General features: G+C 64.4%; 21 protein-coding genes. 11 read left to right on the forward strand and 10 right to left on the reverse strand.

Annotated elements, in window-relative coordinates; genetic code table 11:
• Positions 1-140: 140 nt before the first annotated feature.
• Positions 141-1877 (reverse strand): adenylate/guanylate cyclase domain-containing protein, encoded by a 1737-nt coding sequence (locus tag AAFG07_RS08450; protein WP_342729087.1) that lies wholly within the window; start codon positions 1875-1877, stop codon positions 141-143.
• A 227-nt stretch (positions 1878-2104) separates the two neighbouring features.
• On the opposite strand from AAFG07_RS08450, the gene AAFG07_RS08455 reads away from it, so the two are divergent.
• On the forward strand, positions 2105-3622 hold the full coding sequence (locus AAFG07_RS08455) for a glycosyltransferase family 39 protein (RefSeq protein WP_342729088.1): 1518 nt from the start codon (positions 2105-2107) through the stop codon (positions 3620-3622).
• A 60-nt stretch (positions 3623-3682) separates the two neighbouring features.
• Here the strand turns inward: AAFG07_RS08455 and AAFG07_RS08460 are convergent, their stop codons facing one another.
• On the reverse strand, positions 3683-5422 hold the full coding sequence (locus tag AAFG07_RS08460; RefSeq protein ID WP_342726856.1) for a sigma-54-dependent Fis family transcriptional regulator: 1740 nt from the start codon (positions 5420-5422) through the stop codon (positions 3683-3685).
• Positions 5423-5701: 279 nt separating this feature from the next.
• On the opposite strand from AAFG07_RS08460, the gene AAFG07_RS08465 reads away from it, so the two are divergent.
• The 3 genes from AAFG07_RS08465 to AAFG07_RS08475 are packed head-to-tail and all read left to right on the forward strand — an operon-like array spanning position 5702 to position 7770.
• A complete protein-coding gene (locus tag AAFG07_RS08465; RefSeq protein WP_342726857.1) occupies positions 5702-6931 on the forward strand; it encodes an acyl-CoA dehydrogenase family protein in 1230 nt (409 codons plus the stop codon).
• A gap of 12 nt (positions 6932-6943) precedes the next feature.
• The gene (locus AAFG07_RS08470) at positions 6944-7279 is read left to right on the forward strand and encodes an EthD family reductase (RefSeq protein WP_342726858.1); all 336 of its coding nucleotides are present in this window, start codon (positions 6944-6946) and stop codon (positions 7277-7279) included.
• Positions 7276-7770 carry a flavin reductase family protein gene (locus AAFG07_RS08475; RefSeq protein WP_342726859.1) on the forward strand — a complete coding sequence of 165 codons (495 nt, stop codon included), beginning with the start codon at positions 7276-7278 and terminating at the stop codon, positions 7768-7770. Before AAFG07_RS08470 ends, AAFG07_RS08475 begins: the two co-directional genes overlap by 4 nt.
• A gap of 198 nt (positions 7771-7968) precedes the next feature.
• Here AAFG07_RS08475 and AAFG07_RS08480 read toward each other — a convergent pair whose 3' ends face one another.
• Positions 7969-9000 carry a TIGR01620 family protein gene (locus AAFG07_RS08480; protein WP_342726860.1) on the reverse strand — a complete coding sequence of 344 codons (1032 nt, stop codon included), beginning with the start codon at positions 8998-9000 and terminating at the stop codon, positions 7969-7971.
• Positions 8997-10460 (reverse strand): YcjX family protein, encoded by a 1464-nt coding sequence (locus AAFG07_RS08485; RefSeq protein ID WP_342726861.1) that lies wholly within the window; start codon positions 10458-10460, stop codon positions 8997-8999. The genes AAFG07_RS08480 and AAFG07_RS08485 overlap by 4 nt, the downstream gene beginning before the upstream one ends.
• Positions 10461-10651: 191 nt before the next feature.
• On the opposite strand from AAFG07_RS08485, the gene AAFG07_RS08490 reads away from it, so the two are divergent.
• A complete protein-coding gene (locus AAFG07_RS08490; RefSeq protein ID WP_342726862.1) occupies positions 10652-11347 on the forward strand; it encodes a hemolysin III family protein in 696 nt (231 codons plus the stop codon).
• Between the two features lie 252 nt (positions 11348-11599).
• The gene (locus tag AAFG07_RS08495; protein WP_342726863.1) at positions 11600-12394 is read left to right on the forward strand and encodes an SDR family oxidoreductase; all 795 of its coding nucleotides are present in this window, start codon (positions 11600-11602) and stop codon (positions 12392-12394) included.
• A 261-nt stretch (positions 12395-12655) separates the two neighbouring features.
• On the opposite strand, the gene AAFG07_RS08500 is transcribed toward AAFG07_RS08495, so the two are convergent.
• Positions 12656-13276 carry a helix-turn-helix domain-containing protein gene (locus tag AAFG07_RS08500; RefSeq protein ID WP_342726864.1) on the reverse strand — a complete coding sequence of 207 codons (621 nt, stop codon included), beginning with the start codon at positions 13274-13276 and terminating at the stop codon, positions 12656-12658.
• Positions 13277-13357: 81 nt separating this feature from the next.
• Here AAFG07_RS08500 and AAFG07_RS08505 point away from each other — a divergent pair, with 81 nt between their 5' ends.
• On the forward strand, positions 13358-14905 hold the full coding sequence (locus AAFG07_RS08505) for a 4-hydroxyphenylacetate 3-hydroxylase N-terminal domain-containing protein (protein WP_342726865.1): 1548 nt from the start codon (positions 13358-13360) through the stop codon (positions 14903-14905).
• A 240-nt stretch (positions 14906-15145) separates the two neighbouring features.
• Here the strand turns inward: AAFG07_RS08505 and mdlC are convergent, their stop codons facing one another.
• From mdlC to AAFG07_RS08525, 4 genes are all read right to left on the reverse strand, one after another.
• The gene (gene mdlC, locus AAFG07_RS08510) at positions 15146-16774 is read right to left on the reverse strand and encodes a benzoylformate decarboxylase (protein WP_342726866.1); all 1629 of its coding nucleotides are present in this window, start codon (positions 16772-16774) and stop codon (positions 15146-15148) included.
• A 307-nt stretch (positions 16775-17081) separates the two neighbouring features.
• Positions 17082-17969 carry a BJP family subclass B3 metallo-beta-lactamase gene (blaBJP, locus tag AAFG07_RS08515; RefSeq protein WP_342726867.1) on the reverse strand — a complete coding sequence of 296 codons (888 nt, stop codon included), beginning with the start codon at positions 17967-17969 and terminating at the stop codon, positions 17082-17084.
• Between the two features lie 128 nt (positions 17970-18097).
• Positions 18098-18481, reverse strand: coding sequence for a tautomerase family protein (locus AAFG07_RS08520; RefSeq protein WP_342726868.1), 384 nt, complete (start codon positions 18479-18481; stop codon positions 18098-18100).
• Positions 18482-18592: 111 nt separating this feature from the next.
• On the reverse strand, positions 18593-19090 hold the full coding sequence (locus AAFG07_RS08525) for a helix-turn-helix domain-containing protein (protein WP_342729089.1): 498 nt from the start codon (positions 19088-19090) through the stop codon (positions 18593-18595).
• Positions 19091-19212: 122 nt separating this feature from the next.
• Here AAFG07_RS08525 and AAFG07_RS08530 point away from each other — a divergent pair, with 122 nt between their 5' ends.
• From AAFG07_RS08530 to AAFG07_RS08545, 4 genes are read left to right on the forward strand one after another with little or no spacing between them, the layout of a single operon-like run.
• Positions 19213-19818 (forward strand): VOC family protein, encoded by a 606-nt coding sequence (locus AAFG07_RS08530; RefSeq protein WP_342726869.1) that lies wholly within the window; start codon positions 19213-19215, stop codon positions 19816-19818.
• A 57-nt stretch (positions 19819-19875) separates the two neighbouring features.
• On the forward strand, positions 19876-20526 hold the full coding sequence (locus tag AAFG07_RS08535) for an isochorismatase family cysteine hydrolase (protein WP_342726870.1): 651 nt from the start codon (positions 19876-19878) through the stop codon (positions 20524-20526).
• Complete coding sequence (locus AAFG07_RS08540; RefSeq protein WP_342726871.1) at positions 20523-21890, forward strand: epoxide hydrolase; 1368 nt, start codon at positions 20523-20525, stop codon at positions 21888-21890. Before AAFG07_RS08535 ends, AAFG07_RS08540 begins: the two co-directional genes overlap by 4 nt.
• 36 nt (positions 21891-21926) lie before the next feature.
• Positions 21927-22220, forward strand: coding sequence for a putative quinol monooxygenase (locus AAFG07_RS08545; RefSeq protein ID WP_342726872.1), 294 nt, complete (start codon positions 21927-21929; stop codon positions 22218-22220).
• Between the two features lie 29 nt (positions 22221-22249).
• Here the strand turns inward: AAFG07_RS08545 and hisC are convergent, their stop codons facing one another.
• Positions 22250-23302 (reverse strand): histidinol-phosphate transaminase, encoded by a 1053-nt coding sequence (gene hisC / locus AAFG07_RS08550; protein WP_342726873.1) that lies wholly within the window; start codon positions 23300-23302, stop codon positions 22250-22252.
• Positions 23303-23345 lie beyond the last annotated feature (43 nt).

Raw genomic sequence — 23345 nt, forward strand, 5'->3', positions numbered from 1 at the left:
TTGAACTCTGTCGCGGCGCGGTTGCAGTGTTACCCATCGCCAGTCAGTCGCATCCGGCGCCGGGCGCGTTCGAGCATCTCTGTTGAACGCAGCTTCGGATGTGCGGCAGGTCACATTCAGTGAAGGGGGAGATGAACCGGTCAGGCCGCGACGGCGTGCCGGTCATCGACCAGCGTGGACAGGACGCGCGTCGCCTCGACGGTGCGCACGGTCATCGGCTCGTTGCGGCCGCGGATCGCGACCTCCTGCGCCGGCAGGGCATCGTCGGCGAGCCCTGCGGTGACGCGCACCTCGTCGGAGATGACCGCCTCGCAGGCCAGCGCTTTAGTCATGTCCTGCAGCCGTGCCGCGACGTTGACGGCATCGCCGAGCGCGGTGAACACCATGTGGTCGCGATAGCCGATGTCGCCGACGATCACCTCGCCGCCATGGATGCCGATGCCGAACCGGATCGGCTCGCGCAAATCGTGGCTGAGAAACTGGTTCAGCTCGTCGATATTGGCTGCGATCAGCGCCGCCGCGCGCAGCGCCTGGCGGCAGGCCAGCTGCCGGTCGGTGGTGAGCCCGAACAGCGCGAGCATGCCGTCGCCGATGAACTGGTTGGGCCGGCCGCCGGCTTCCAGCACCGCCTGCGACACCGCGCCGAGGAAGCGGTTGACGATGAAAACGGTGTCGAACGGCAGCCGCTTCTCGGCAAGCTGCGTCGAGCCGCGCATGTCGACGAACATGCTGACGAGATATCGCTCCTGGCCGACCCGCGTCGGATTGGAGGCGTGCGCATTGGCCGACATCGTTTGCGGCAGGAACAGCTGGAAGAAGGCCAGGTCGGTGGTCGGCCGCAACTGGCAGGCCAGCCGGATCGACGGATCGTCGGCGCCGACCCGGTGCAGTACGAAGGCTTCGCGCGGGGAAGGCTCGGGCAGGGCGGCGTGATCGCCGATGATGCGGATGCGGCAGGTCGAGCAGCGCGCACGGCCGCCGCAGACGCTCGCATGCGGCACGTTGTAGCGCAGGCTCGCTTCCAGCACGCTCAATCCCTTCGGCACCCGCAGCGTGCGGCCGTTGCCATAGGACAGCGCGATCATGCCGCCGCGGCGCTCAAGCAGGGCACGCGCGCCCCTCGCCAGCAGCACGAGGGCGAGCAGGCCGAGATAGCCGGACGTCAGGCCACCCGTGATCTTCTCGAGCGTGGCAGCCTGGGCCGCCGTGCCAAGCTTCTGCACCGACAGCTCCTCGCGCCGCCACTCGGGATCCTGATAGTCCTCCATCGTGGCGCGGCCGCCCTGATAGATGCCGAGCATTGCCAGGGTCGGGATCAGCACGGCTGTGGCCAGCAGGAACGGCGCAGCCCACCGGAAGAACGCGCGCAGCCGCAGCCAGAAATACAGCCCGATGCAGCCATGCACCCAGGCGATCAGCAGCACCGCAAACATCAGCCACAGCCGGACCGGCGAGGCGATGAAGAAGGTGTAGAGCTCCTGCGGGTAGAGCTTCTCGTGCCCGTACAGCGTCTGGCCGAGCCGCACGCCGACGATGTGGATGATGATGAAGACCGGGATGCTCAGGCCGAGCACCAGCTGCAGCGGCTCGATCGCCTTCCAGTGGAACTCGCGGCGCTGATACAGCGCCCAGATGCCGAGGCCGGTATGCACCAGGCAGGCGCCGTAGAACACGATCGCGACCGGCAGGAACTGCCAGAATTCGGTGTGGTAGTGCACCCCGATCGCCATTGCGTCCGTCGAGATGTTGCCGAGCGCGTGGTTGAGGAAATGGCTGACCAGGTAGGCGAACATGATCGCCCCCGTGACCAGGCGAACCTGCCGCTGGCCGACGCCGCGGGCCATTTCCTGCAAATGTTCGCGCGAGGGGGAGGCCATGTGATTCATATCGGCAATTCTAGTGCTTAATTCCCGCGCTGAACACCACCGCGGGTCCGGACGGGCCCGCGGTAGCGGGCACTGCAGCACGTTGACACTCCGTTAAGAGTCGAACAAAAAGCGCCGTGACGATAGCCCGAGCCCAATCCGGAGCCGATAACATCAGCGTTAAGCCGGCCCGTTCGCGCGCGCCGGATTGGCGCGGCGTCATCGCCGTGATCGTCGCCATGACCGCGATGCGGCTGGTCTATGCCCATGCGCTCGATCTGCGCACCGACGAGGCCTATTACTGGACCTGGTCGAAGGAAAACGTGCTGTCCTTCCTCGACCATCCCCCGATGGTCGCCTGGTTCATCCGTTTTGGCACGGCTGTTCTCGGCGACACCAATCTTGGCGTCCGCCTCGGTGGCATCGTGGCGATGCTGGCCACCCAGCTCCTGCTTGCCGACATCGTCCGCCGCGTGACATCGAACAACGTCCACGCCGTGATGCTGGCGCTGCTGCTGCCGGAGGCGGCACTGTATTACGGATTGTTAATGGCGAAGGTCGCGCCGGACACGGCGCTGATCCCGTTTTCGGTTGCGATGCTGTGGTCGCTGGTGCGGCTCGCGCAAAGCAATGACGGGCGCTGGTGGCTCGCCGCGGGGCTGTTTGCCGGGCTGTCGCTGCTGTCGAAATTCACCGCGATCATGTTCGCGCCGGCGGTGCTCGCCTTTGCGCTGGTGCCGGACTGGCGCTGGCGCTGGCTGCGCAGTCCGTATCCGTACCTCGCCGCGCTGATCGCGATCGTCGTGTTCTCGCCGGTGCTGATCTGGAATGCCGAGCATGACTGGGCCTCGTTCCGCTTCCAGGCGGTGCGCGCCACCGTCGAGCGCGATCTCACGTTCCGCACGCTCGGCGAGTTCATCGGCATGCAGTTCGGCCTGGTCGGCTTCGTGCTGTTGCCGGTGACGCTGTTCGGGACAATGCTGACGGCATGGCGCGGCTATGTCAGGCGCGAGCCGGTCGCGATCCTGCTCGCGACCGCGGTGCTGGTGCCGGTCGTCTATTTCCTCTGGAAGTCGCTGACCTTGCGGGTCGGCGACACCTGGCCGATGTTCCTGTGGCCGGCGGGCTTTGCGGCGGTCGCCATCAACGTCACGCGGATGCCGTTCGAGGGCTGGTCGGTCGGGCTCGTCAAGTCGACCGTCGCCTGGGCGCGGACTGCGATCACATCGGGCATCGTCTTCGTCGTCTGCGTGTTCTTCTATTACATGTTCGCGCCGTGGAATCTGATCGGCCGCACCGATCCGATCGGCACCGAGGCGGGTTATGATGTGGTCGCCGCGCATACCCTGGCGCAGGTGCAGGCGACCGGCGCGACCTGGGTCGCGACCACGGATTATCGCACCTATGCGATGCTGCGCTGGATGCTGCGCGGGCGGGTGCCGGTCGTCGAGGTCAACGAGCGCGGCCGTTTCCAGGGCTTTGCCGATCCCGGCATCAGCAAGATCCGCGATCACGCCGGCATCTATGTCGGGCGCGAGCCCGAGAACAACCTGGCGCTATGGAGCGAGACATCAGCAGTGCGCCAGCCGCTGGAGCGCGTGACGCGAAGCTGGCGCGGCATGATCATGGACACCTATGCGCTGGAGAACATCAGCGGCTGGACACCCGATCTGTCGCCGCCGCCGGACACGACGTTTTTCCGCTGGCGGGTGCTGGCCTTCTCCTTGTCCCCGCGTGCGGGAAGAAGGTTGGGATAAGAGGGAGCTTCCGCGCGGACGGCGAGAGACGGTGACGCGGAGGCTCCCGCTCACCCGGAATCACTGAGACCGGCTTTGCTGCTTTTGAATGTAGTAGCGCAGCTTCGACCGAGAGATTCCCAAGGTTCGGGACGCTTCTGAGATATTTCCCTTACATGAGGCCAGCGCTTTCTGGATTGCTAACTTTTCGATTTCTCCAAGAGACAGTTTGCGAGGGATCACCAACTCGGTTGGATCGCCGGTTGCGATCTGCTCGTCTGCGTACGAAAGAGCGCCAAGCTTCCCCGTAGTTTGGGGCTTGAAGACCGTTCGATTGGATATCTGCGAGTGACTGAAGAGATGAAATAGACTTATGGGCTCCTCGTCATGAGTTAAGATCGCGGCACGCTCCACCATGTTCTCGAGCTCGCGGATGTTGCCAGGAAATTCGTAGACCAGAAGTGCCTCAATCGCTTCGGCCGTAAAGCCGGTCACGTGCCTCCCGGTCTTCTTGTTGAACCTATGCAGGAAATGACTGACAAGCAGGGGGATGTCGTCCCGCCTGTCCCTGAGAGGCGGGAGCTTTATCGGAAAGACATTCAATCGGTGCAGCAGATCCGCCCTAAACGTGCCCTTTGCCACTTCGGCATCAAGGTCCAGATTTGTCGCGCAGACCACACGCACGTTGACCTGCTTGGTCTTGGTGCCCCCGATACGGCTCAGTTGTCCCTCCTGCAGCACTCTCAGGAGCTTCGCTTGGGTAGTTGGGCTTAGCGTCCCGATCTCGTCCAGAAAAAGCGTGCTTCCATCGGCGGCTTCGAACCACCCTTCTCGCGCCTGGTGCGCGCCGGTGTACGCACCTCTCTCCACGCCGAAGAGCTCCGCATCGATCAGCGTTTCAGGAAAAGCCGCGCAATTGATGCTGTAGAGAGGCTTTTTTGACCTCGAGCTCGCGCTGTGCAGGGCGCGCGCGAAGATCTCCTTTCCGACGCCCGTTTCGCCAAGAAGGAGCACGGTTGTGTCCAGAGGCGCGACGCATCGTAGGAGATGCCACGCGCCGAGGAATCCGGGCGAAGTACCTACGACGTTGGAGCTGACCGGTTTTTCCGCTGCCTTCGCATCGATCGAGGGGCCAACCCGCTTTCCCGTAAATGATCGGCGAGGCATGAATTGTGACGCATAATCTTCCGGCCACTCCTCGACAGGCTTTCCAACGATCCGGCATTGTGGGGACCCACAGGCGATACACTCCACCTCTCTGAACAAGATCGCCCGTTCCATGATGGCGCTCGTATAGCCGGACGCGTAGCCAATCTGCATCCAGCAAACCGGTTCAGAGCTTCCACCAAACGAGGCAGCATGAGCTTCAGCCTCGGCAGAATTGCGCCATGTAAGTTCGCTGAAGTATTCTCCGGTTTCGACGTTTGCTTCTATGTTGACTGGCTCAACGAAGACTTCGCCACGCAACGCGTGAAGTTGCGGCCCTACAAGAAACGCGTCAATCTGCGGGCGATCTACGCGAACCTTCATCGCGACCTGCGCTTCCCGCGTTCCCGCAGCATGCCCCATGCGAAACAGAATTTGCCTGGCTTTCAGGGGGCCGTTGGCCTCGATCAGTTCGCGGCGCAGCGCCACCATGGCGTCCAGATTCAGAAGCACGGCTCTTTGGTCAGCCAACCAGATCTGCCCGTCGTGAGGCGAGAAGTGGACGCACGCACTCAGATCGGAGATGTCGGGCAAGACGCTGCTTCGCGCGGATGAACCGGTGCCAGTCCGATCAGCGATGTTCTCTTTCAACGCGAAGCTTGTGAACCGCGACACTACGTTCTCCCTTCTCCCGACATTTACGCACTAGCCGCCAGGTATCTCGCCATGATCGATCTCCAACATGGCTGACTTCAGCCGATCGAGCCGTTGAGATTGGCTATTTTCAACCACCATCCGGCGACAGTCCAAGGGACCACATTTCGAATCGCTTAGTAAACTCAAACGAGTACGAACAGTTTTCAGTGTTGGCACACCTTCTGCTTACGAGAGTTGCGCGCATCGTCACACCGACAGGTCGCGCCACTATCAAAGCAACATCAGGAGGAGATGCCTGTGCACTCAGTCGCTCAAAAGTCGAATGTTTCCGAGCCAACTGCCTCGTATATCGATCCGCTGGGACCTCAAAAGTCAATCGTCGAGCGCGCCACGCGATTGCAGTCCTTGGTCAAGGCGAACTCGCAAGCCGCCGAGGACGCGCGCCGCGTAGGTGATGAGACCATTGCTGCGTTGCAACGCGAAGGCCTGTTCCACATCGCGGTGCCGGAGCGTCTCGGAGGCGCCGGCGCGAACTTCCGAACCTTCATCGATGCCGTTTCGGAGATCGGTCGGGCGGACGGCGGCACCGGTTGGGCTGTCGCGCTTCTGAATGTCTGTACGTGGTTCGCGACGTTGTTCTCTGAACGCGCCCAAGCAGAGGTGTTTGGCAAGACGCCTGGCGCCAGGGTTTGCGGTGTGTTTACGATGCCGGTGCAGTCGGAGCGCGTTGATGGCGGATATCGGGTTAGTGGCGAATGGTGGTACGGCTCAGGTTCTCTGCATGCACAATGGGGTACCTTGGGCATCAAGATCGGAGAGAACGCCGATGGTTCGCCGATCACTGCGCTCGCCCTCATACCGCTAAGCGACCTCACAATTCGCGACACCTGGCATGTGGCCGGAATGCGGGCGTCAGGCAGCAATACGCTGGTTGCGGATAACGTGTTTGTCCCCGACCACCGGGTACAAGCTTTCGCTGACATGGCAGCCGAGAACTATGCGCGCGAGTGGGCCGAAGAGCCGAATTACCATGCTTCGTTCGTGCCGGTTGCCGAGATCGTTCTCGTGGCTGTCCAAATCGGGCTGGCGCGACATGCGGTAGATCTGACCCTCCAGAAGGGGGCCGGGAAGCCCGTCGCGTACACGGTGTTCAGCGAAGCCCGCCAATCTCCGGCGCACCAGATCAAATTGGCGGAAGCAATGTGCGACATCGACTCCGCCTATCTGCTCGTCGCACGAGCCTGCGCCGACATTGACGGCGCCGCGCTCCGGCGTGAAAAGCTCGACCTAGTGACGCGCGCACGGGTCCGTATGGACACGGGACACGCCGCCAAGCTGTGCCGCGAGTCCATCAATAAACTCCTCAGCGTGAACGGTGCAGGAAGCTTTGCCCTTGCGAACCCGCTACAGCGGATCTGGCGGGACAGCGAGATCGCCAGCAGGCACGCGTTCGTCCACCCAGAAATGGCCAGCCTTATCTATGGCCGCGCGCTGTTCGGCATCGAAGAACTGATCCAGCCGTACTAGCAGGGGGATTCAATGCATAAGCTCATCGCGCTTTATCATTCGCCAAAGTCGGAAGAGGACTTTCGAAGTCACCTCGTGAAAGTTCATCTTCCGCTGGTCGCCAAGTTCCCCAGACTTCGATCTCTTCGGTACGGATTCGGCGTCGAAGCCGGATCCCAGCCGTCGCCATATTATGCGGTCGTCGAGTGCGAATTCGACGACGAAGCCTCGCTGCGGGCGGCGCTCGCCTCTCCGGAAGGTGAGGCGGCGGCGGCCGATGTGCCCAACTATGCGACCGCCGGCGTAACGATCATCACGTTTCCACTCGAACCGGGTTTTGTTGGCGGTTCGATCGGGAGGACGACATGAACGCACCTCTGGTCGATTTCAAATCAGCCATGCGGCGACTGACCGCAACCGTGTCTGTCGTGAGCTGCACACGAGACGGCGAGTGGTTCGGCATGACTGCGACTGCAATCACTTCCGTCTGCGCGGATCCTCCGACTGTCCTGGTCTGCGTGAACGGAGCGGCGGCCATCCACAATCCCCTGGTTGAGAGTGGACGCTTTTGCGTCAACGTACTCCGGATCGACCAACAGGAGATATCCGCGACTTTTGGCGGAAAGCTGAAGGGGCGGGACCGCTTCGGTGTGGGGGACTGGAGCCTCTCGTTCGACGGAATTCCCATTCTGACGGACGCTCAAGCCAACATAGTGGCGTCCGCGCAGAAGGTCGTTCCTTTTGGAACTCACTCGGTGATTATTGGCGCAGTCGATCGAGTTTTGGTCTCGGAGAAGATCGCTCCCCTTCTGTACGAGAACGGCCGCTATATGCGGTCGGCCGAGCTGGCAAGTGCCTGACCGCGCTCGGCGAAGATGGCGGGCTATCCGACATCGACCTTTGTCGAGGCTCTTTCCAGAGCCTTGACCTTTCTCAGCAGTAGATCAGGTCGATCTGCGACTATGTATGGTCGCGAGGATGATGTATCCGTCCGAACCAACAATGACCGTTGGGCGCTTCCCGCGTCGAAGTGCTCGTGACCCACATGGAAAGCAAAGCTATTCCTCTTCCTCGCGCTTGCGGATCAGGTCTTTCGCCAGATCGGTCAGCGCGGGGCGCGGCAAAGCGTTGAAGGGGAGCGGGCGGGTGACGTCGATCGCGGCGAGGCCGAGGCGGGCGGTCAACAGGCCGTTGAGCATGCCTTCGCCGAGGCGTTGTGACAGTTTGGCCGCGATGCCGTGGCCGAGCATCTGCTGGATCAGGCTGTCGCTCGCGGCCATGCCGCCGGTGATCGCCAGATGCGCGATCACATGACGCAGCAGGCGGATCATGCCGAGCGCGCCGGGCCGGCCGCCATAGAGCCGCGCCAGCTGCCGGATCATCCGCAAGCTCGCCACGAACACGAACAGCACGTCGATCATCGCGCGCGGGCTGACCGCGGTGACGACGGAGACGCGCTGCGCCGCCGTCGACACCAGCCGCCGCGCCTCCTCGTCGAGCGGCGTCATTAGTTCGCGCTCGGCAAGGCGGATCATGTCGGCGCCGTCGATGATGTCGTCGGTGTGGCTTTGCAGCGCGCTGCGGGCGCGGGCGAGCTGCGGGGTCTGGTGCGCGAGCTTGAGCAGGTCGGCGACAACAGCGCGGCTCGCGGCGCGATCGTCGCTGATCAGCACTTCTGCGGCGCGCAGATGCAGCTTCTCGATGGTCGCAAGCCGCGCCAGCCCGACCAGTTCGCGCAAGGTGACTACCGCCAGCGCCACTGTGGCGATGACCGCGAGCCCGAGCCCGAGGACGCCGAGGCCCTCGTTGCGCGCGAACAGATCCTCGACCAGGTTGATGATGCCGAGCCCGGTGCCGAGCACCACGAGGCCCGCGACCGCGCTCCAGAACAGCGTGCCCCAGCGGAAGCCGCGGCGCGCCGGCAGCAGCGGCGTATCAACCGGCACCGGCAGCTGCGCGGGCTCGGCCTCGGGCACGATCTGGATCGTGCCGCGGCTGAGGCGGCTGTTGTCGTCGGGATCCATCACGACCACGCCGGGATCGTCGAGCTTGAACGTCGCCGGCCGCCGCGGGGGCGTCTTCTCGTTCATTGCAGTTTGTCTCCGATCAGGAACTGGAGAGCGCGGTCAAGGCGGATGTGAGGCAGCGCCGGCTCCGCATCGCCGCCTCGCTCCAGCTTCGGCGGCCGGAAGCGCAGGAAACGATAATCGGCGGCTTCGGCGCCGGCGCTCGAGAGGCCGCGGAATCCGCCGTTGAACAGCTCCTCCGGATCGTCGGGCAGGTCGCCCGGAAAGGTCGCAACTTCAGTTTCGCCATCCAGTGTCCCGCCATTGGCGACCTCGCCCGCCGCCGGTGTGCCGAGGATCGAGGGCAGCCGGTCGCGGCCGCGTGCGACCTGCGCCTCGCGCGTAGCGCGCACCGCGGCGAGCGCCACCACGTCGATGGCAGCGCCGGCATATTCGGCGCGCTCGGCGGCCTTGGCCACGATCCGCCGCAGCACGGCTTCCAGCCGGTCGTGGCTCTGGTGATGCAGATGGTCGGCCTTGGTAGCCGCGAACAGGATGCGGTCGATGCGCGGCCGGAACAGCGAACTCAGGATCGTGCCGCGGCCGATCCGGAAGCAGTCGAGGATGCCGGCGAGCGCCGCCTCGAGGTCGTGCAGCGCCTCGGGGCCGGCATTGAATGCGGCAAGCGCATCGGCCAGCACGATCTGGCGGTCGAGCCGCGCGAAGTGATCGCGGAAGAACGGCCGCACCACGACGTCCTTGTAGGCCTCGTAACGCCGCCGCATCATCGCCCATAGCGAGCCGTCGGGCGCGCTGCCGTCCACGGGCACGTCGAGCGGCGCAAAGGTCAGCGCCGGCGTATCGGCGAGGTTGCCCGGCATCAGGAAACGGCCGGGCGGCAGCAGGCTCATCGCGAAACGCTCGTCGCGGCAGGCGCGCAGATAATCGGTGAACAATCTTGCTTCGGTGCGTGCGGCCTGCTCGTCTTCTTTGGCCTCGGGCTTGAGCGTTGCAAGATGGGCGTGCCATGGCGCCGCCAGCTTTGCGCGCAACGGCTCGCGCGACAGCGCAAGGCTCTCGGCCGACCATTGCTCGTAGCTCTTGTTCAGCAGCGGCAGGTCGAGCAGCCACTCGCCGGGGTAGTCGACGATGTCGAGGGTCAGCGTGCGGTCTGCGCCATTTTGCCGCTGATACTCGATCACGAGGCGAAGCTCGGAGATGTCGGTGGTCGAGCTCGGCCAGCTCCGCTCCTCGATCAGGGTGCGGACATGGTCCTCATAGGCGAAGCGCGGCACCGCATCGTCGGGCTGCGGGGCGAGACAGGCGCGCGCGATCCGCCCCGAGGCATAGGCCTCGAATACCGGGAAGCGGCCGCCGCGGGTCAGGCCATGCACCAGCGCGGTGATGAACACGGTCTTGCCGGCGCGCGACAGGCCGGTGACACCGAGCCGCACCGTCGGCTTGAAAAGGCCCTCGCTATAGTCGAGCAGCGCCCGCGCCGACAGACGCGCTTCCTCGACGATATCAGAGAAGCGGGGGGGCATGGAGGGTTAACGAAAAGACCCGGCAGGAGGAGCCAAAAAAGGCGGGCGATCACCCGCAAGTTGGCGATTATCGGGCCAAAATCAAGCTTCACATTTCCGGCGCCTTTCCGGGCGAGGGGAATACCAAGGGGATTGAACGCGCCACGCCACCCGCGTTACCCATAGTTCATCGGCCCACAGGAAAGCCCTGCATGACGGTCTTTCGCCTCAAGCAACTTGCCTCGAACTCGATCCACGCGGCCGGCGCTGCGCTGTGGAACTACGACCGCGCCGAGCTGATCGCCGATGGCGTCGTTCATCTCGTCGGCGTCTGTTTCGGGCTGGTTGCCGCCACCGCCCTAATCGTGCTGACCGCGGTCTATGCCGGCCCGTTCGATATTGCCGTGGTCTCGGTCTATGTCGCAGGTCTGCTCGCGATGCTGACGCTGTCGGCGACCTATAATCTCTGGCCGGTGTCGCGCGCCAAATGGGTGCTGCGGCGCTTCGATCACTCCGCGATCTATCTGCTGATTGCCGCGACCTACACGCCGTTCATCGTGGAACTGAAGGACAGTTATTTTGCCATTGCGCTACTGATCGGCGTGTGGTGCGTGGCGATCGTCGGCATCTGGCTGAAGCTCACCTATCCCGGTCGCTTCGACCGGCTGGCGGTCGGGCTTTACCTTGCGATGGGCTGGAGCGGTATCATGCTCTACGACGCCGTCGTCAAGGCGCTGCCGGCGAAGGCGCTCGGCTTCGTGCTGGCCGGTGGCATTCTCTACAGCTTGGGGGTGATCTTCCACTCCTGGCGGCGGCTGCGCTTCCAGAACGCGATCTGGCACGGCTTCGTGCTGCTCGGGGCTGCCTGCCACTATACGGCGGTGTTCGACGTGGTGCTGGCGAGCTGAAGTTCTCGCCATTCGTGGCGGATGGGCTATCATGTTTCGTGATAGCGCATTCAGCCCTCTCACCGTCACCCCCGCGCAACGGCAAGGCCGTTGTCGCTGGAGGAGCCGCGCAGCGGCGTCTCGAAGGGTCGACGGCCACCAGCCGGGCCGTGCATCCTTCGAGACGCGCTCCGCGCTCCTCAGGATGACGGGATATAGGGGGCAGGGTGAGCAAAGCGACAGTGTGCAAGCAAAGATATCGGGAGGACAGCCATGCAGGTGGCAGGTAAAGTCGTGGTGGTCACCGGCGGTGGCAATGGCATCGGCAGGGCGCTGTGCGAGGCGTTCCACGCCGCGGGGGCGTCCAAGGTCGTGGTGGTTGACCTCGACCATGCGGCGGCCGAGCAGGTCGCAGCCTCGGTCGGCGGCGCCGCGTTCAAATGCGATGTCGGGCAGGAGAAGAACATCCTGCACGTGATCGACGAGACCGAGCGCATGTTCGGGCCGATCGCGCTGTTCTGCTCCAACGCCGGCATCGGCGGCGGCTTCGATCCGCTGTCGAAAAATGCCGGCGGCACCTCGGACGAGCCGTGGTCGCGAAGCTGGGCGATCCATGTGATGGCGCATGTCTATGCCGCGCGGCATCTGGTGCCGCGCATGAAGGCGCGCGGCGGCGGCTACTTCCTCAACACGATCTCGGCCGCGGGCCTGCTGTCGCAGGTCGGCAGCCCGGCCTATTCGACCACCAAGCACGCCGCGGTCGGCTTTGCCGAAAACCTCGCGATCTCGCATCGCGCCGACAACATCAAGGTCTCGATCCTCTGCCCGCAGGGCGTCGACACCAACATGCTGCGTTCGATCCCGAGGGGCCCGCAATCCGGCGACGGCGATCTCTCGGCGGAGCAGGTCGCGCAGGATGCGCTGAGGGGTATCGAGCAGGAGACCTTCCTGATCCTGCCGCACCCGCAGGTGCTCGGCTACATGCGCAAGAAGACCGAGAACTATGACCGCTGGATCGGCGGCATGGCGAAGATCCAGGCCAAGATGCGGGAAGCGCAGGGGAAGTGACTCGCAGGAAAGACTGACCGCGCACGTCGCTGTGAGGTGAGCACGCTGATCAGGCTCCCTCCCCCCTTGCGGGGGAGGGTTGGGGAGAGGGGTAAGCCCCGGGCGAGATCATTGTCGTAGTCTCGCCATCGCAATTTCGGACACGCGTCGCTCGAGCACATTGAGAGAGCACGCCGTGTGGTACCCCTCTCCCTAGCCCTCCCCCGCAAGGGGGGAGGGAACCCTTCCACCGGTGCGATCCTCACTTGCGCGTGCGCAATCTCACCCCTTACCGAGCTGCGCAATCTTGTCGCGCAGATAGGCGTCCATCAGATCGGGCGCGGAGGCGCCGAACATCCTGATGCGGCCGGTGTGCAGCAACAGCAAGAGGCCAGTGGCGTGCGCGAAGCAGTCCACCATCACGGTGTTCGCCTTCTGCCTGGACGCGCCGAGCGCCTCGGCGGCTTCGGCGATCGGATGCAGCGCGGCTTCCAGCGCGGTGTTCAGCTCGTGGTCGCGATCATGGCCGAGCCCGGCCGGCTTCATGCCGCCGCGGAACAGATAGAAGCCGAGATCGAGGTCGCGCGGGTTATCCGCATAATAGCGGAAGAAGCCCATGCCGGCGGCGTGCAGCCTCTGCTTGGCGCCGCGCGTCGTCGCGACCGAAGCGCTGACGGCTTCGCCGAGCGAGGCCAGCGATTGCCGCAGCACCTCGGCATAGATCGCTTCCTTGGAATCGAAGTGGAAATACAGTGCCGCCGGGGTGTAGCCGGCCCGCGTCGCGATCGCCCGCAGGCTCGCGCCCTCGAGGCCTTCTTCCGCGAACACGCTGCGCGCCGCATCGAGGATCAGCTCCCGCTTGTGGCGGCTGACCGCTTCCTTCCTGCTCTCGCGCATCTGCATCGGCGAATCCGTTCTTGACTCAATTCTAACAGCGTCAGATAATTTAACGATGTTAGAATAAATGATCAAGGGAGAAGCGCCATGCTGATGACGGCCGCGGACTACCGGGAATCCCTGCGCCGCTACAAGCCGCTTGTGTTCGTCAACGGCGCGGCGATAGCGAGCGTTGCCGACGAGCCGCTGCTGGCGCCGGGCGTGGCGGGTGTCGGCGTGACCTACGATTTCGCGCATCGCGCCGAGCACGTGCCGATCATGACGGCGCGGCAGGGCACCTCGGGCAAGACCGTCAACCGCATGCTCCACATCAATGAGAGCGCGCAGGATCTGCTCTACAAGCTCGAGGCGGTGCGGTTGGTGTGCAGGACGTCGGGCTGCGCCCAGCGCTACCTCACCCATGATGCTCTGAATGGCCTCTATCAGGCGACCAAGCTGACCGACGATCGTCACGGCACCGACTACAGCCAGCGCTTCCTCAACTATCTGCACGAGGTGCAGGACCAGGACCTGACGCTCGGCATCGCCATGACCGATGCCAAGGGCGACCGCTCCAAGCGCCCGGGCTTGCAGGCCAATCCGGACGTCTATGTCCATATCAAGGAGCGCCGCCCGGACGGCATCGTGATCCGCGGCACCAAGGCGATCGTCACCGGCGCGCCCTACATGCACGAATTCCTGGTCATGCCCTGCCGCACCCACGTGCCCGACGACAGGGATTTCGCGGTCTGTTGCGCCGTGCCGGTTGATGCGCCGGGCGTCACCATCGTCGCACGCCCGGCCGGCCGGCCCGGCGATGCATCGGCGAAATTCTCGGCGAAGTATGGCCAGTCGGTCGGTGTCGTGATGTTCGACGACGTGTTCGTGCCACATGACCGCGTCTTCCTCGCCGGCGAGACCGAGGAGGGCGGCTTCCTCACCACCTCCTACGCCACGCATCACCGGCATTCCTGCATCGGCGCGCGTGCCGGCTTCGGTGATCTGCTGATCGGCGCCGGCGCGCTGATGATCGAGGCCAACGGGCTCGATGCCGAGAAGCACGCGCATATCCGCGAGGCGATGGTCGAGCTGATCACCATCACCGAGAGTTTCTATGCCTGCGGCGTCGCGTCCTCGGTCTACTGCACGAAGGATCCGGCCGGCTCGGTGATGCCCGATGCGGTCTTCTCCAATATCGGCAAGCTGCTGCTGGCGACCAAGATCTACGACATGCACCGCGTCGCGCATTACGTCTCCGGCGGGTTGATCGTGGCGCTGCCGGGTCCCGACGAGGACCACAATCCGGAGACGCGCGCCTCGCTCGCCGCCGTGATGGGCGGGCGGCCCGACATTCCGGCCGAGCAGCGCGCCGAGGTGGCGCGGTTGATCGAGGACCTCACGGTGTCGCACGAAGCCGGCTGGTACTCGGTGATCTCGCTGCACGGCGGCGGCTCGCCGGAGGCGATGAAACGCGAGATCTGGCGCAACTATCCTGTCATGGAGAAGGCCGAGCTGGTCGAGAATCTGCTCGGCCGCGGGCTTGTCGACGACGGACAACGGGTGTCGAAGCAGCCCGGCCGCTGCTGCGCCACCGGCTGCGAGGTGCCGGCGCCGTCAGCTGCGGCGTTGGAGCAGGAGCCGGCGCTCGTCAGGTGAGTACGCTCCCCAGCCCTCCCCCCTTGCGGGGGAGGGCTGGGGAGAGGGGTAAGCCCCGGGCGCGATGATTGAAGCGAGCCACGCTTTCGCAACTTCGATCGCGCATCGTTGAAACTCATGTTGAGAGAGCGTGCCGCGTGGTACCCCTCTCCCTCACCCTCCCCCGCAAGGGGGGGGGAGGGAACCCTACCGCCAGTGGCCTCCTCACTACGGAAGCGCGCCACTTGATCAGCGCGATCCTCACCCCTTCTGCGCGTAGAGCAGCGGCACTGCGGAATCCACCATCACCTCGATCAGGCTGGCGCCCTGATGCGAGAGTGCGCGCTTGTAGGCGCCTGGAAGCTCGGCCGATTTCGTCACCCGCATTGCGTCGCAGCCCATGCCTTCGGCGAGCTTGACGAAATCGATGCCGGGCAGGTCGAGGCCCGGCACGTTGCGCACCTGCATCACCTGGCTGAACGAACGCATCGCGCCGTAGCCGGAATTGTTCATCACGACGACCGTTAGCGGCAGCTTGCGTTGCGCCGCGGTCCACAGCGCCTGGATCGAATACATCGCCGAGCCGTCGCCGATCAGGCAGACCGTGCGCCCTGTGCTGCGGCCGAGCGCCATGCCGACCGCGGCTGGCAGGCTGTAGCCGAGGCCGCCGCTCGCCATGGTGTAGAAACTGTCCTGGCCGCGCATCGGCATCGCCTTCTGCATCAGCGGGCGATGCGACGGCACCTCCTCGACCAGCGCATCGTGTGGTCCCATTGCGGCCGAGAGTGCATGCAGCGCGTATTCGGCGGGGATCGGGTCGCCGGCCGCGGGCGCCGGCGGCAGGACGCGGCCCGGCGATGCGGTGCGCCTGGTCTCGGGCAGCATCTCGAGCAGCGCCGTCAGTGCCGGCTTCATGGTGGCGACGATGCTGTGGCCGGTGGGCGTCATCGCCGCGGCATCGGGATCGTCGGTGATCTGGAAGATCGTGGTTGCGCCGTCGAAGATCGCGGCATGGCCCTCGACATGGAAGGTGAAGACCGGCGCGCCGACCACGACGACAAGATCGTGATCGCGCAAGGCATCGGAGAGCTGGCCCGGTGCGGCATGCAGGAAGCCGGCAAATTGCGGGTGCCGCTCGGGGAACGAGCAGCGCGCCGAGAACGGGCTGACCCAGACCGCGGCCTTGGTCTTCTCGGCGACGTCAACCATGAGGCCGACAGCCTCAGCGCGATCGACGGCGGGGCCGACGACGAGGGCAGGGCGCTTGGCCCCACCGAGCGCGGCCACCAGCGCCTGCATCGCGGCCGCATCGGGGCCAACCTCGCGGCTGACCTGGCGCGCATCGAGCGGCTGCGTCGCATGCGCCCAGTCGTCGATCGGCACCGAGACGAAGGTCGGCCCGCAGGGCGGCTGCATCGCGACATAATAGGCGCGCGCGATCGCGGCCGGCACGTCCTCGGCGCGCGCCGGCTCGACCGCGAATTTCACGTAAGGCCGCGGGAATTCGGAGGCGCGCTCGGCATAGAGGAACGCCTGCAGCGGCATGATCGAGCGCGCCTGCTGGCCGGCGGTGATCACGAGCGGGGTCTGGTTGCGATAGGCGTTGTAGATGTTGCCGAGTGCGTTGCCGACGCCGGCTGCCGAATGCAGGTTGACGAAACCGGCATTGCGCGTCGCCAGCGCATAGCCGTCGGCCATGCCGACGACGGAGGCTTCCTGCAGGCCGAGCACGTAGTCGATGTCGTCGGGCCAGTCGCTCAGGAACGGCAGCTCGGTCGAGCCGGGATTGCCGAACACCTTTTTGATGCCCCACGCGCGCAGGAGGCCGAAGGTGGCGTCCTTGACGGTGACGGTCTTGCTTTTGCCGGCGGCGGGTTTGCGCGAGGACATCGGGCGGCTCCCATTGCTGTCTTGTTACGTTCCGTCATTGCGGGCGGCAAAAGCGGAAAGGCAATCCACCTCTCGATGGATTGCCTGACGATGTCAAGCCGCCGCGCCCATAGTTGCCGCGGCAACGGCTGAAATTTGCGTGGGCGCCTATCCCGTCATCCCTGCGCAAAGGCTGCGCCTTTGTCGCTGGAGGAGCGCGCTCTTGCGCGCGTCTCGAAGGATCGACGGCCACCGGCCGGGCCGTCGATCCTTCGAGACGCCGCTTCGCGGCTCCTCAGGATGACGGTATGACTTCTAGCCGTGCTCCCTAATTCGCCTTCTGCAGTGCAGCGGTCTGCTTGGCGAGCTGCTTGTCGAAATCCTGCTCCAGCCCGGCCACATAGCTGGCGTTTTCGCCCGGCTTGACGAACGGGTTCGGCGCGCCGTCCTTCATCTGTGCGCGCTTGGCCTGCATGTCGTAGACCTCGGGATGCGGTCCGAGCAGCACGTCGACCTTCATCGCCTTGACCTTGGCGAAGGTCGAGCGGTAGTCGTCGACGATGCCGGGATAGGTCGGGCGGCCGACCAGCCGGTTCAGCGCCACCGTTCCGCTGCAGAAGAACAGCACGTTGCGCTGCTGGTTGCCGTCTTTCACCGTCATCTCCCAGCTGGTGCAGCCGGGCGAATGGCCTGATGTGGTGTGCGCGGTCAGCGTCACGTCGCCGAGCGTCACCTTGTCGCCTTCCTTGACGGTGCGGTCGACCTTGACCGGCGCAAAGGCAAGATCGGCATTGTTCTCGTCGCCCGGATAATAGCCGCCCTCGAGCAGCGGCTTGTCGCGCTCGCCGGCGATCAGCTGCGCGCCGGTCTCCTGCTTGATCTCGGCAAAGCCGCCGGTGTGGTCGAGATGGGCGTGGGTGTTGAGGATGATCTTGATGTCGCCTTCCTTGAAGCCGAGCTTGGCGATGTTGTCCTTGATCAGGCCGGTCGACTGCTGCATCGCCGTATCCATCAGGATCAGCCCTTGCGACGTCTTGATGATATAGACCGCGATCCCGTCAGTGCCCACGTAGTAGATATTGTCGATCAGCTCGTACGGTTCGAACGGCGCGGTCCATTTCTTCATGACAACAGCCATGAAATCCTTGAGCGTCTCTGCTTGCGCCCCGATTGCGATCAGCGCGAGCGCGCACAGCGCGGCTGCGATCGTCCTCATGGTTGCCTCCCTATTGTTGTTGTTTGTGCACGGAGGCGCACTATGCGTGCCGGCAAGGCCGATCGCAAGATACGGACAGCAAGCAGCCGGACATGCCACCGCGTGTCCGGCGCATGCCTGTTCCGCGTTCAGCTCGCGTATTGTGCGATGCCGTTGCCGAACGACCAGTTTTCCTTGGCGACCTCGACCAGGTTGATGAAGATATCGTCCGGGCGTCCCTGCAGCTGGCTCTGGAAATCATCCACGATCCGCTTGTAGAACGCCTTCTTCATCTCGACCGAACGCCCGGCATTCAGCGTGATCTGGATGAAGACGAGATCGTCGCTGTAATTGTTGCCGAGATAGTTGTCGGCATAGTTCAGGTCGCCGCGGTCGTGCTCGGTGATGATCTGAAACTTGTCATTCTCGGGCACGTTGATCACCTCGCGCATCGCCTTGTAGACGATCTCGCCCAGGGTCTTGCGATATTCGGCGGACTTGCCGCGCTTCAAATCGATACGAACGAATGGCATGGTGGTCTCCTGTGTTATGCGGGGCTCGGCCATGAGAGGCCCGCGTGATGGAAATGGTTCAGCAGTGTGACAGCAATTACGTTGTCCGCTTCGCCGGCGGCGTCGGGGAATTCAACGGGTCGCCTTGAAGGCCTCCCATCGCGCATCGCGCTCTCTTTGATATTTGGGCGTTCGCTCGCCCACCATGTCGGCGCGGCGGACCGGCTCGCCGCAGGACTCGCAGACCGGACCGAGCCCGGCCGGCTTGCCGCAGACGAGATGGGTGTAGTTCATTGCGCGGCCTTCCCGCGGAGACTTGCACCAGGTCTCGCCCCAGGCACGGAGCGCCATCAGCACCGGAAAGAACGCTTCGCCCTTTTCGGTGAGATGATACTCGTGGCGCAACGGGCGCTTGTTGTAGACGCGGCGCCTCACCAGACCGTCAGCTTCCAGCTTTTTCAGCCGTGCCGTGATCATCTGCGGCGTGCCGCCGGACTGCGCCTGGATCTCCTCGAAGCGATGATTCCGCGCGAACAGTTCGCGCAGAACAAGTACAGTCCAGCGGTCGCCCACAGCGGTCTCAGCGCGAGCGACAGGGCAGAGCGTCTGGTCAGCCGTGTTGTCCTTCATTTTGGTCATCACGTTTTCTTCATCCGGCTTGTTACTATGATTTTCATAGTAATATGGCCCGGCATCGTCGCAAATGCAATGGGCCGCTGATGGCCCGGTCTGTCATCACCAAGGAGCGAGCCATGACCACCGAACGGGGGCCGACAGCGGCCAAAGTCGATTTGAAGCTCGAAGTCGTCGTCATTCCGGTCTCGGATGTCGACCGCGCCAAGCGCTTCTATCAGGACCTGGGCTGGCGGCTTGATGCCGACTTCGTCAGGCCCGACGGTTCACGCGCGGTTCAGCTGACGCCGCCGGGTTCGCCGACCTCGATCCATCTCGGATCTGGATCCACGCTGCCGCGCTTTCTGATCGTCAATGATATCGAGGCGGCACGCGCCGAGCTGATCGCGCGCGGCGCCGATGTCAGTGAGGTGTTTCACCGCGGTGCGGAAGGCCGCATCAAGGGGCCGGACCCGGAACGGCCGAGCTACGGGGCGCTCGCCACGTTCAACGATCCCGACGGAAATGCCTGGCTGCTGCAGCAGGTGACGCAACGCCTGCCCGGGCGGGTCGACGGCAACAGCACGAATTTCTCCTCATCGGCCGATCTCGCTGCTGCGCTGCGCCGTGCGGCAGCAGCCCATGGCGAGCACGAGAAGCGGACCGGCGGCCACGATGCGAACTGGCCCGATTGGTACGCCGAGTACATCGTCCGCGAACAGGCCGGCAAGCCGCTGCCCGAGTGAACGGAGCGCGTCATTGAAGCAAATCCAACCGGGCGCCTGATGGCCAGGGAGCGAGCGATGTCCCAGATCACCTATCCACGCGAGAGAACCGCGCTGCTTCTCGTTGATCCCTACAATGATTTCCTGTCCGAGGGCGGCATGGTCTTTCCACGCATCAAGCCGATCGCCGACGAGGTCGGGCTGCTCGACAATCTGCGCCAGCTCGACAGCGCGGTCCGGGCCGCCGGCATCCAGGTGGTGATCGTCCCGCACCGCCGCTGGGAGCCGGGCGATTACGAGGATTGGGATCACCCCAATCCGACCCAGCGCTTGATCATGCAGCGCCATAGCTTTGCGCGCGGCGAATGGGGCGGGGATTGGCATCCGGACTTTGCGCCCAAGCCCGGCGATCTGATCGCCCAGGAGCATTGGGGGCAGAGCGGGTTTGCCAACACAAATCTCGATTTCCTGCTCAAGCAGAAGGGCATCACGCATGTGATCGTGGTCGGGCTGCTGGCCAACACCTGCATCGAGTCGACCGGCCGCTTCGCGATGGAGCTCGGCTACCACGTGACGCTGGTGCGCGATGCCACCGCCGCCTTCTCACACGACATGATGCACGCCGCTCACGAGCTGAATGGCCCGACCTACGCCCACTCCATCCTGACAACCGCCGAGGTGATCGCGGCGTTGCCGGCGGCCTCTCTTGCCAAGGAGACAGTCAAATGACCACGACATCGCAGGCACCAGTTGCAATCGCATTAGGCCAATCGACCGAGGAGGCCATCGACCAAACCCGGCGCAGGCTGCTGACGGGCGCGGCGCTAAGCCTGGCTGCTGCCGGTGCTGCCAGCCTGTTCCCCTCGCATTCCGCCGCGGCGGCCACCGGTGATGCGATCCGCTCATTCCGCATCAATATTCCCGAAGAAGACCTTGTCGACCTTCGCCGCCGTCTGGCCGCGACCCGATGGTCCGACAGGGAGACCGTCAACGACGACTCTCAAGGCGTTCCGCAGGCGATGCTGCGCGATCTCGTCCGCTACTGGCAGACCGACTACGACTGGCGGAAGGTGGAGGCGCGGCTCAACGCCCTGCCGCAGTTCATCACCGAAATCGACGGGCTGGACATTCACTTCATTCACGTTCGCTCGAAACATGACAATGCACTGCCGCTGATCGTCACACATGGCTGGCCGGGTTCGATCATCGAGCAGATGAAGATCATCGACCCCCTGACCGATCCCTCCGCACACGGCGGCAGCGCGTCGGACGCGTTCCATCTCGTGATCCCGTCGATGCCGGGCTACGGCTTCTCCGGCAAACCGACCACGGTCGGCTGGGATCCCCAGCGCATCGCGCGGGCCTGGGTTCAATTGATGAAGCGGCTCGGCTACAGCAAGTTCGTGGCGCAGGGCGGCGACTGGGGTTCGCCGGTCTCCAATGAAATGGCCAAGCTTGGTGCGCCGGAGTTGCTCGGCATTCACGTCAATCTGCCCGGCGTCGTTCCGCCCGAGGTCCTCAAAGCAGTTATCTCCGGCGGCCCTGCGCCGGACAACATGTCCGCGGAGGAGCAACACGCCTTCGAACAGATCAAGCTTCAATTCGCGAAACGGCGCGCCTACGCGCAGATCATGGGCACGCGCCCCCAGACGCTTGCGGCCTTTGCGGATTCGCCGGCGGGCCTTGCCGCCTGGCTGCTCGATCACGGCGACGGCTATGCCCAGCCGGCCTCCGCGATGCAATCAGCCGTGCTCGGGCGCGCAGTCAATGGACATTCCGCCGGCGCACTGACCCGCGACGACGTGCTCGACAACATCACGCTCTACTGGCTGACCAACACGGCCGTCTCTTCGGGCCGCCTGTACTGGGAGAACAAGACCAACCTTTATCTGCCCGCCAATGTCACGATCCCGGCCGCCGTCACCGCGTTTCCCGGCGAGAGTTTCGTGGCGCCGCGAAGCTGGGCGGAAAAGGCCTATCACAAGCTGATCTACTTCCATCAGGCCGAAGCCGGCGGCCACTTCGCCGCCTGGGAGCAACCCGACATCTTCAGCCGAGAGGTTCGGGATGCGTTCCGACCGCTGCGCAGCTGATCTGAATATTCAAAGGGACCGAAAGGAGTATTCATCATGGCCAAGCTTGCAATCGTTGCCACCATCGAGGTCGCGCCGGGTAAGCGGGATGAGGTGCTGCCGCTGTTGCTGGCACACCGTGCCCGTTCGCTGAGGGATGAGCCGGGCACGCTGCAGTTCGATGTCCTGGTGCCGCGCGAGGACGCTTCGAAGCTGCTGCTCTACGAGGTCTATCAGGATGATGCGGCATTCGCGGCGCATCGCACTGCGCGATCGATCGCAGAGTTTCGCGAGGAGACCGCGGACCTCGGCGTCAAGGTTGCCGGGACCTGGTGTACGCCCGCCGAGTAGACGTTGTCGTCGCCGTCGCCGTCGCGGGATCAGACCATCTGGCGCAGCAGGCCGATCAGGCGGCCGCATTCATCGTCCGTGCCGACCGTGATGCGCAGGAAATCCTCGATCCGCGGCTTCTGGAAATGCCGCACCAGCACGCCGCGCTCGCGCAGCTTCGCGGCGAGATCCGCGCCGCGATGGCCACCGTGGCGGGCGAACACGAAATTCGCATGCGACGGCAGCACGTCGAAGCCGAGCTCAGTGAGGCCGCGGGCGAGTGCCTCGCGGCTCCGGATGATGCGTTGCCGCGTCTCCTCAAACCATGCGTCGTCCTCGATCGAGGCGACGGCACCCGCGATCGCGAAGCAATCCAGCGGATAGGAGTTGAAGCTGTCCTTGACGCGCTCCAGCGCCTCGATCAGCGGGCGCTGGCCGATCGCGAAGCCGACACGTAATCCCGCCAGCGCGCGCGACTTCGACAGGGTCTGGATCACCAGCAGATTGTCGTGGCGCGCGACCAGCGGCACGGCGCTCTCGGCGCCGAAATCGACATAGGCCTCGTCGACCACCACCAGCCGCTCGGGATGCTCGGTGACCAGCGCCTCGATCGCGGCGCGCGGCAGCGCGATGCCGGTCGGCGCGTTGGGATTGCACAGCAGGATGGCGCTGCCCGGCCGCCGGTAGTCGGCAAGCTGTATCCGCATCGCGGCATCGAGCGGAACCGTCTCGTAGCCGACACCATAGAGGCGGCAATAGACCGGGTAGAAGCTGTAGGTGATGTCGGGGAACAGCAGCGGCGCGTCGTGCTTCAGCAGCGCCGGAAAGGCGTGGGCCAGCACCTCGTCCGAGCCGTTGCCGACGAACACTTCGTCAGACGTGACGCCGTAGCGCGCCGCGATCGCCTCGCGCAGGGCGGTTGCGCGCGGATCCGGATAGAGCCGCAGGCGATCCGTCGTCGCGGTGATCGCCGCTACCGCGCGCGGCGACGGCGGGTAGGGATTCTCGTTGGTGTTGAGCTTGATCAGGCCATCGATCTTCGGCTGCTCGCCGGGCACGTATGGCGACAGATTGTGGACGATCGAACTCCAGAAGCGACTCATGATCTCAGATCCAGGGGAGAATGCGATCACAATACGGAATACG

The sequence above is a fragment of the Bradyrhizobium sp. B097 genome (assembly GCF_038957035.1).
Taxonomy (GTDB): Bacteria; Pseudomonadota; Alphaproteobacteria; order Rhizobiales; family Xanthobacteraceae; genus Bradyrhizobium.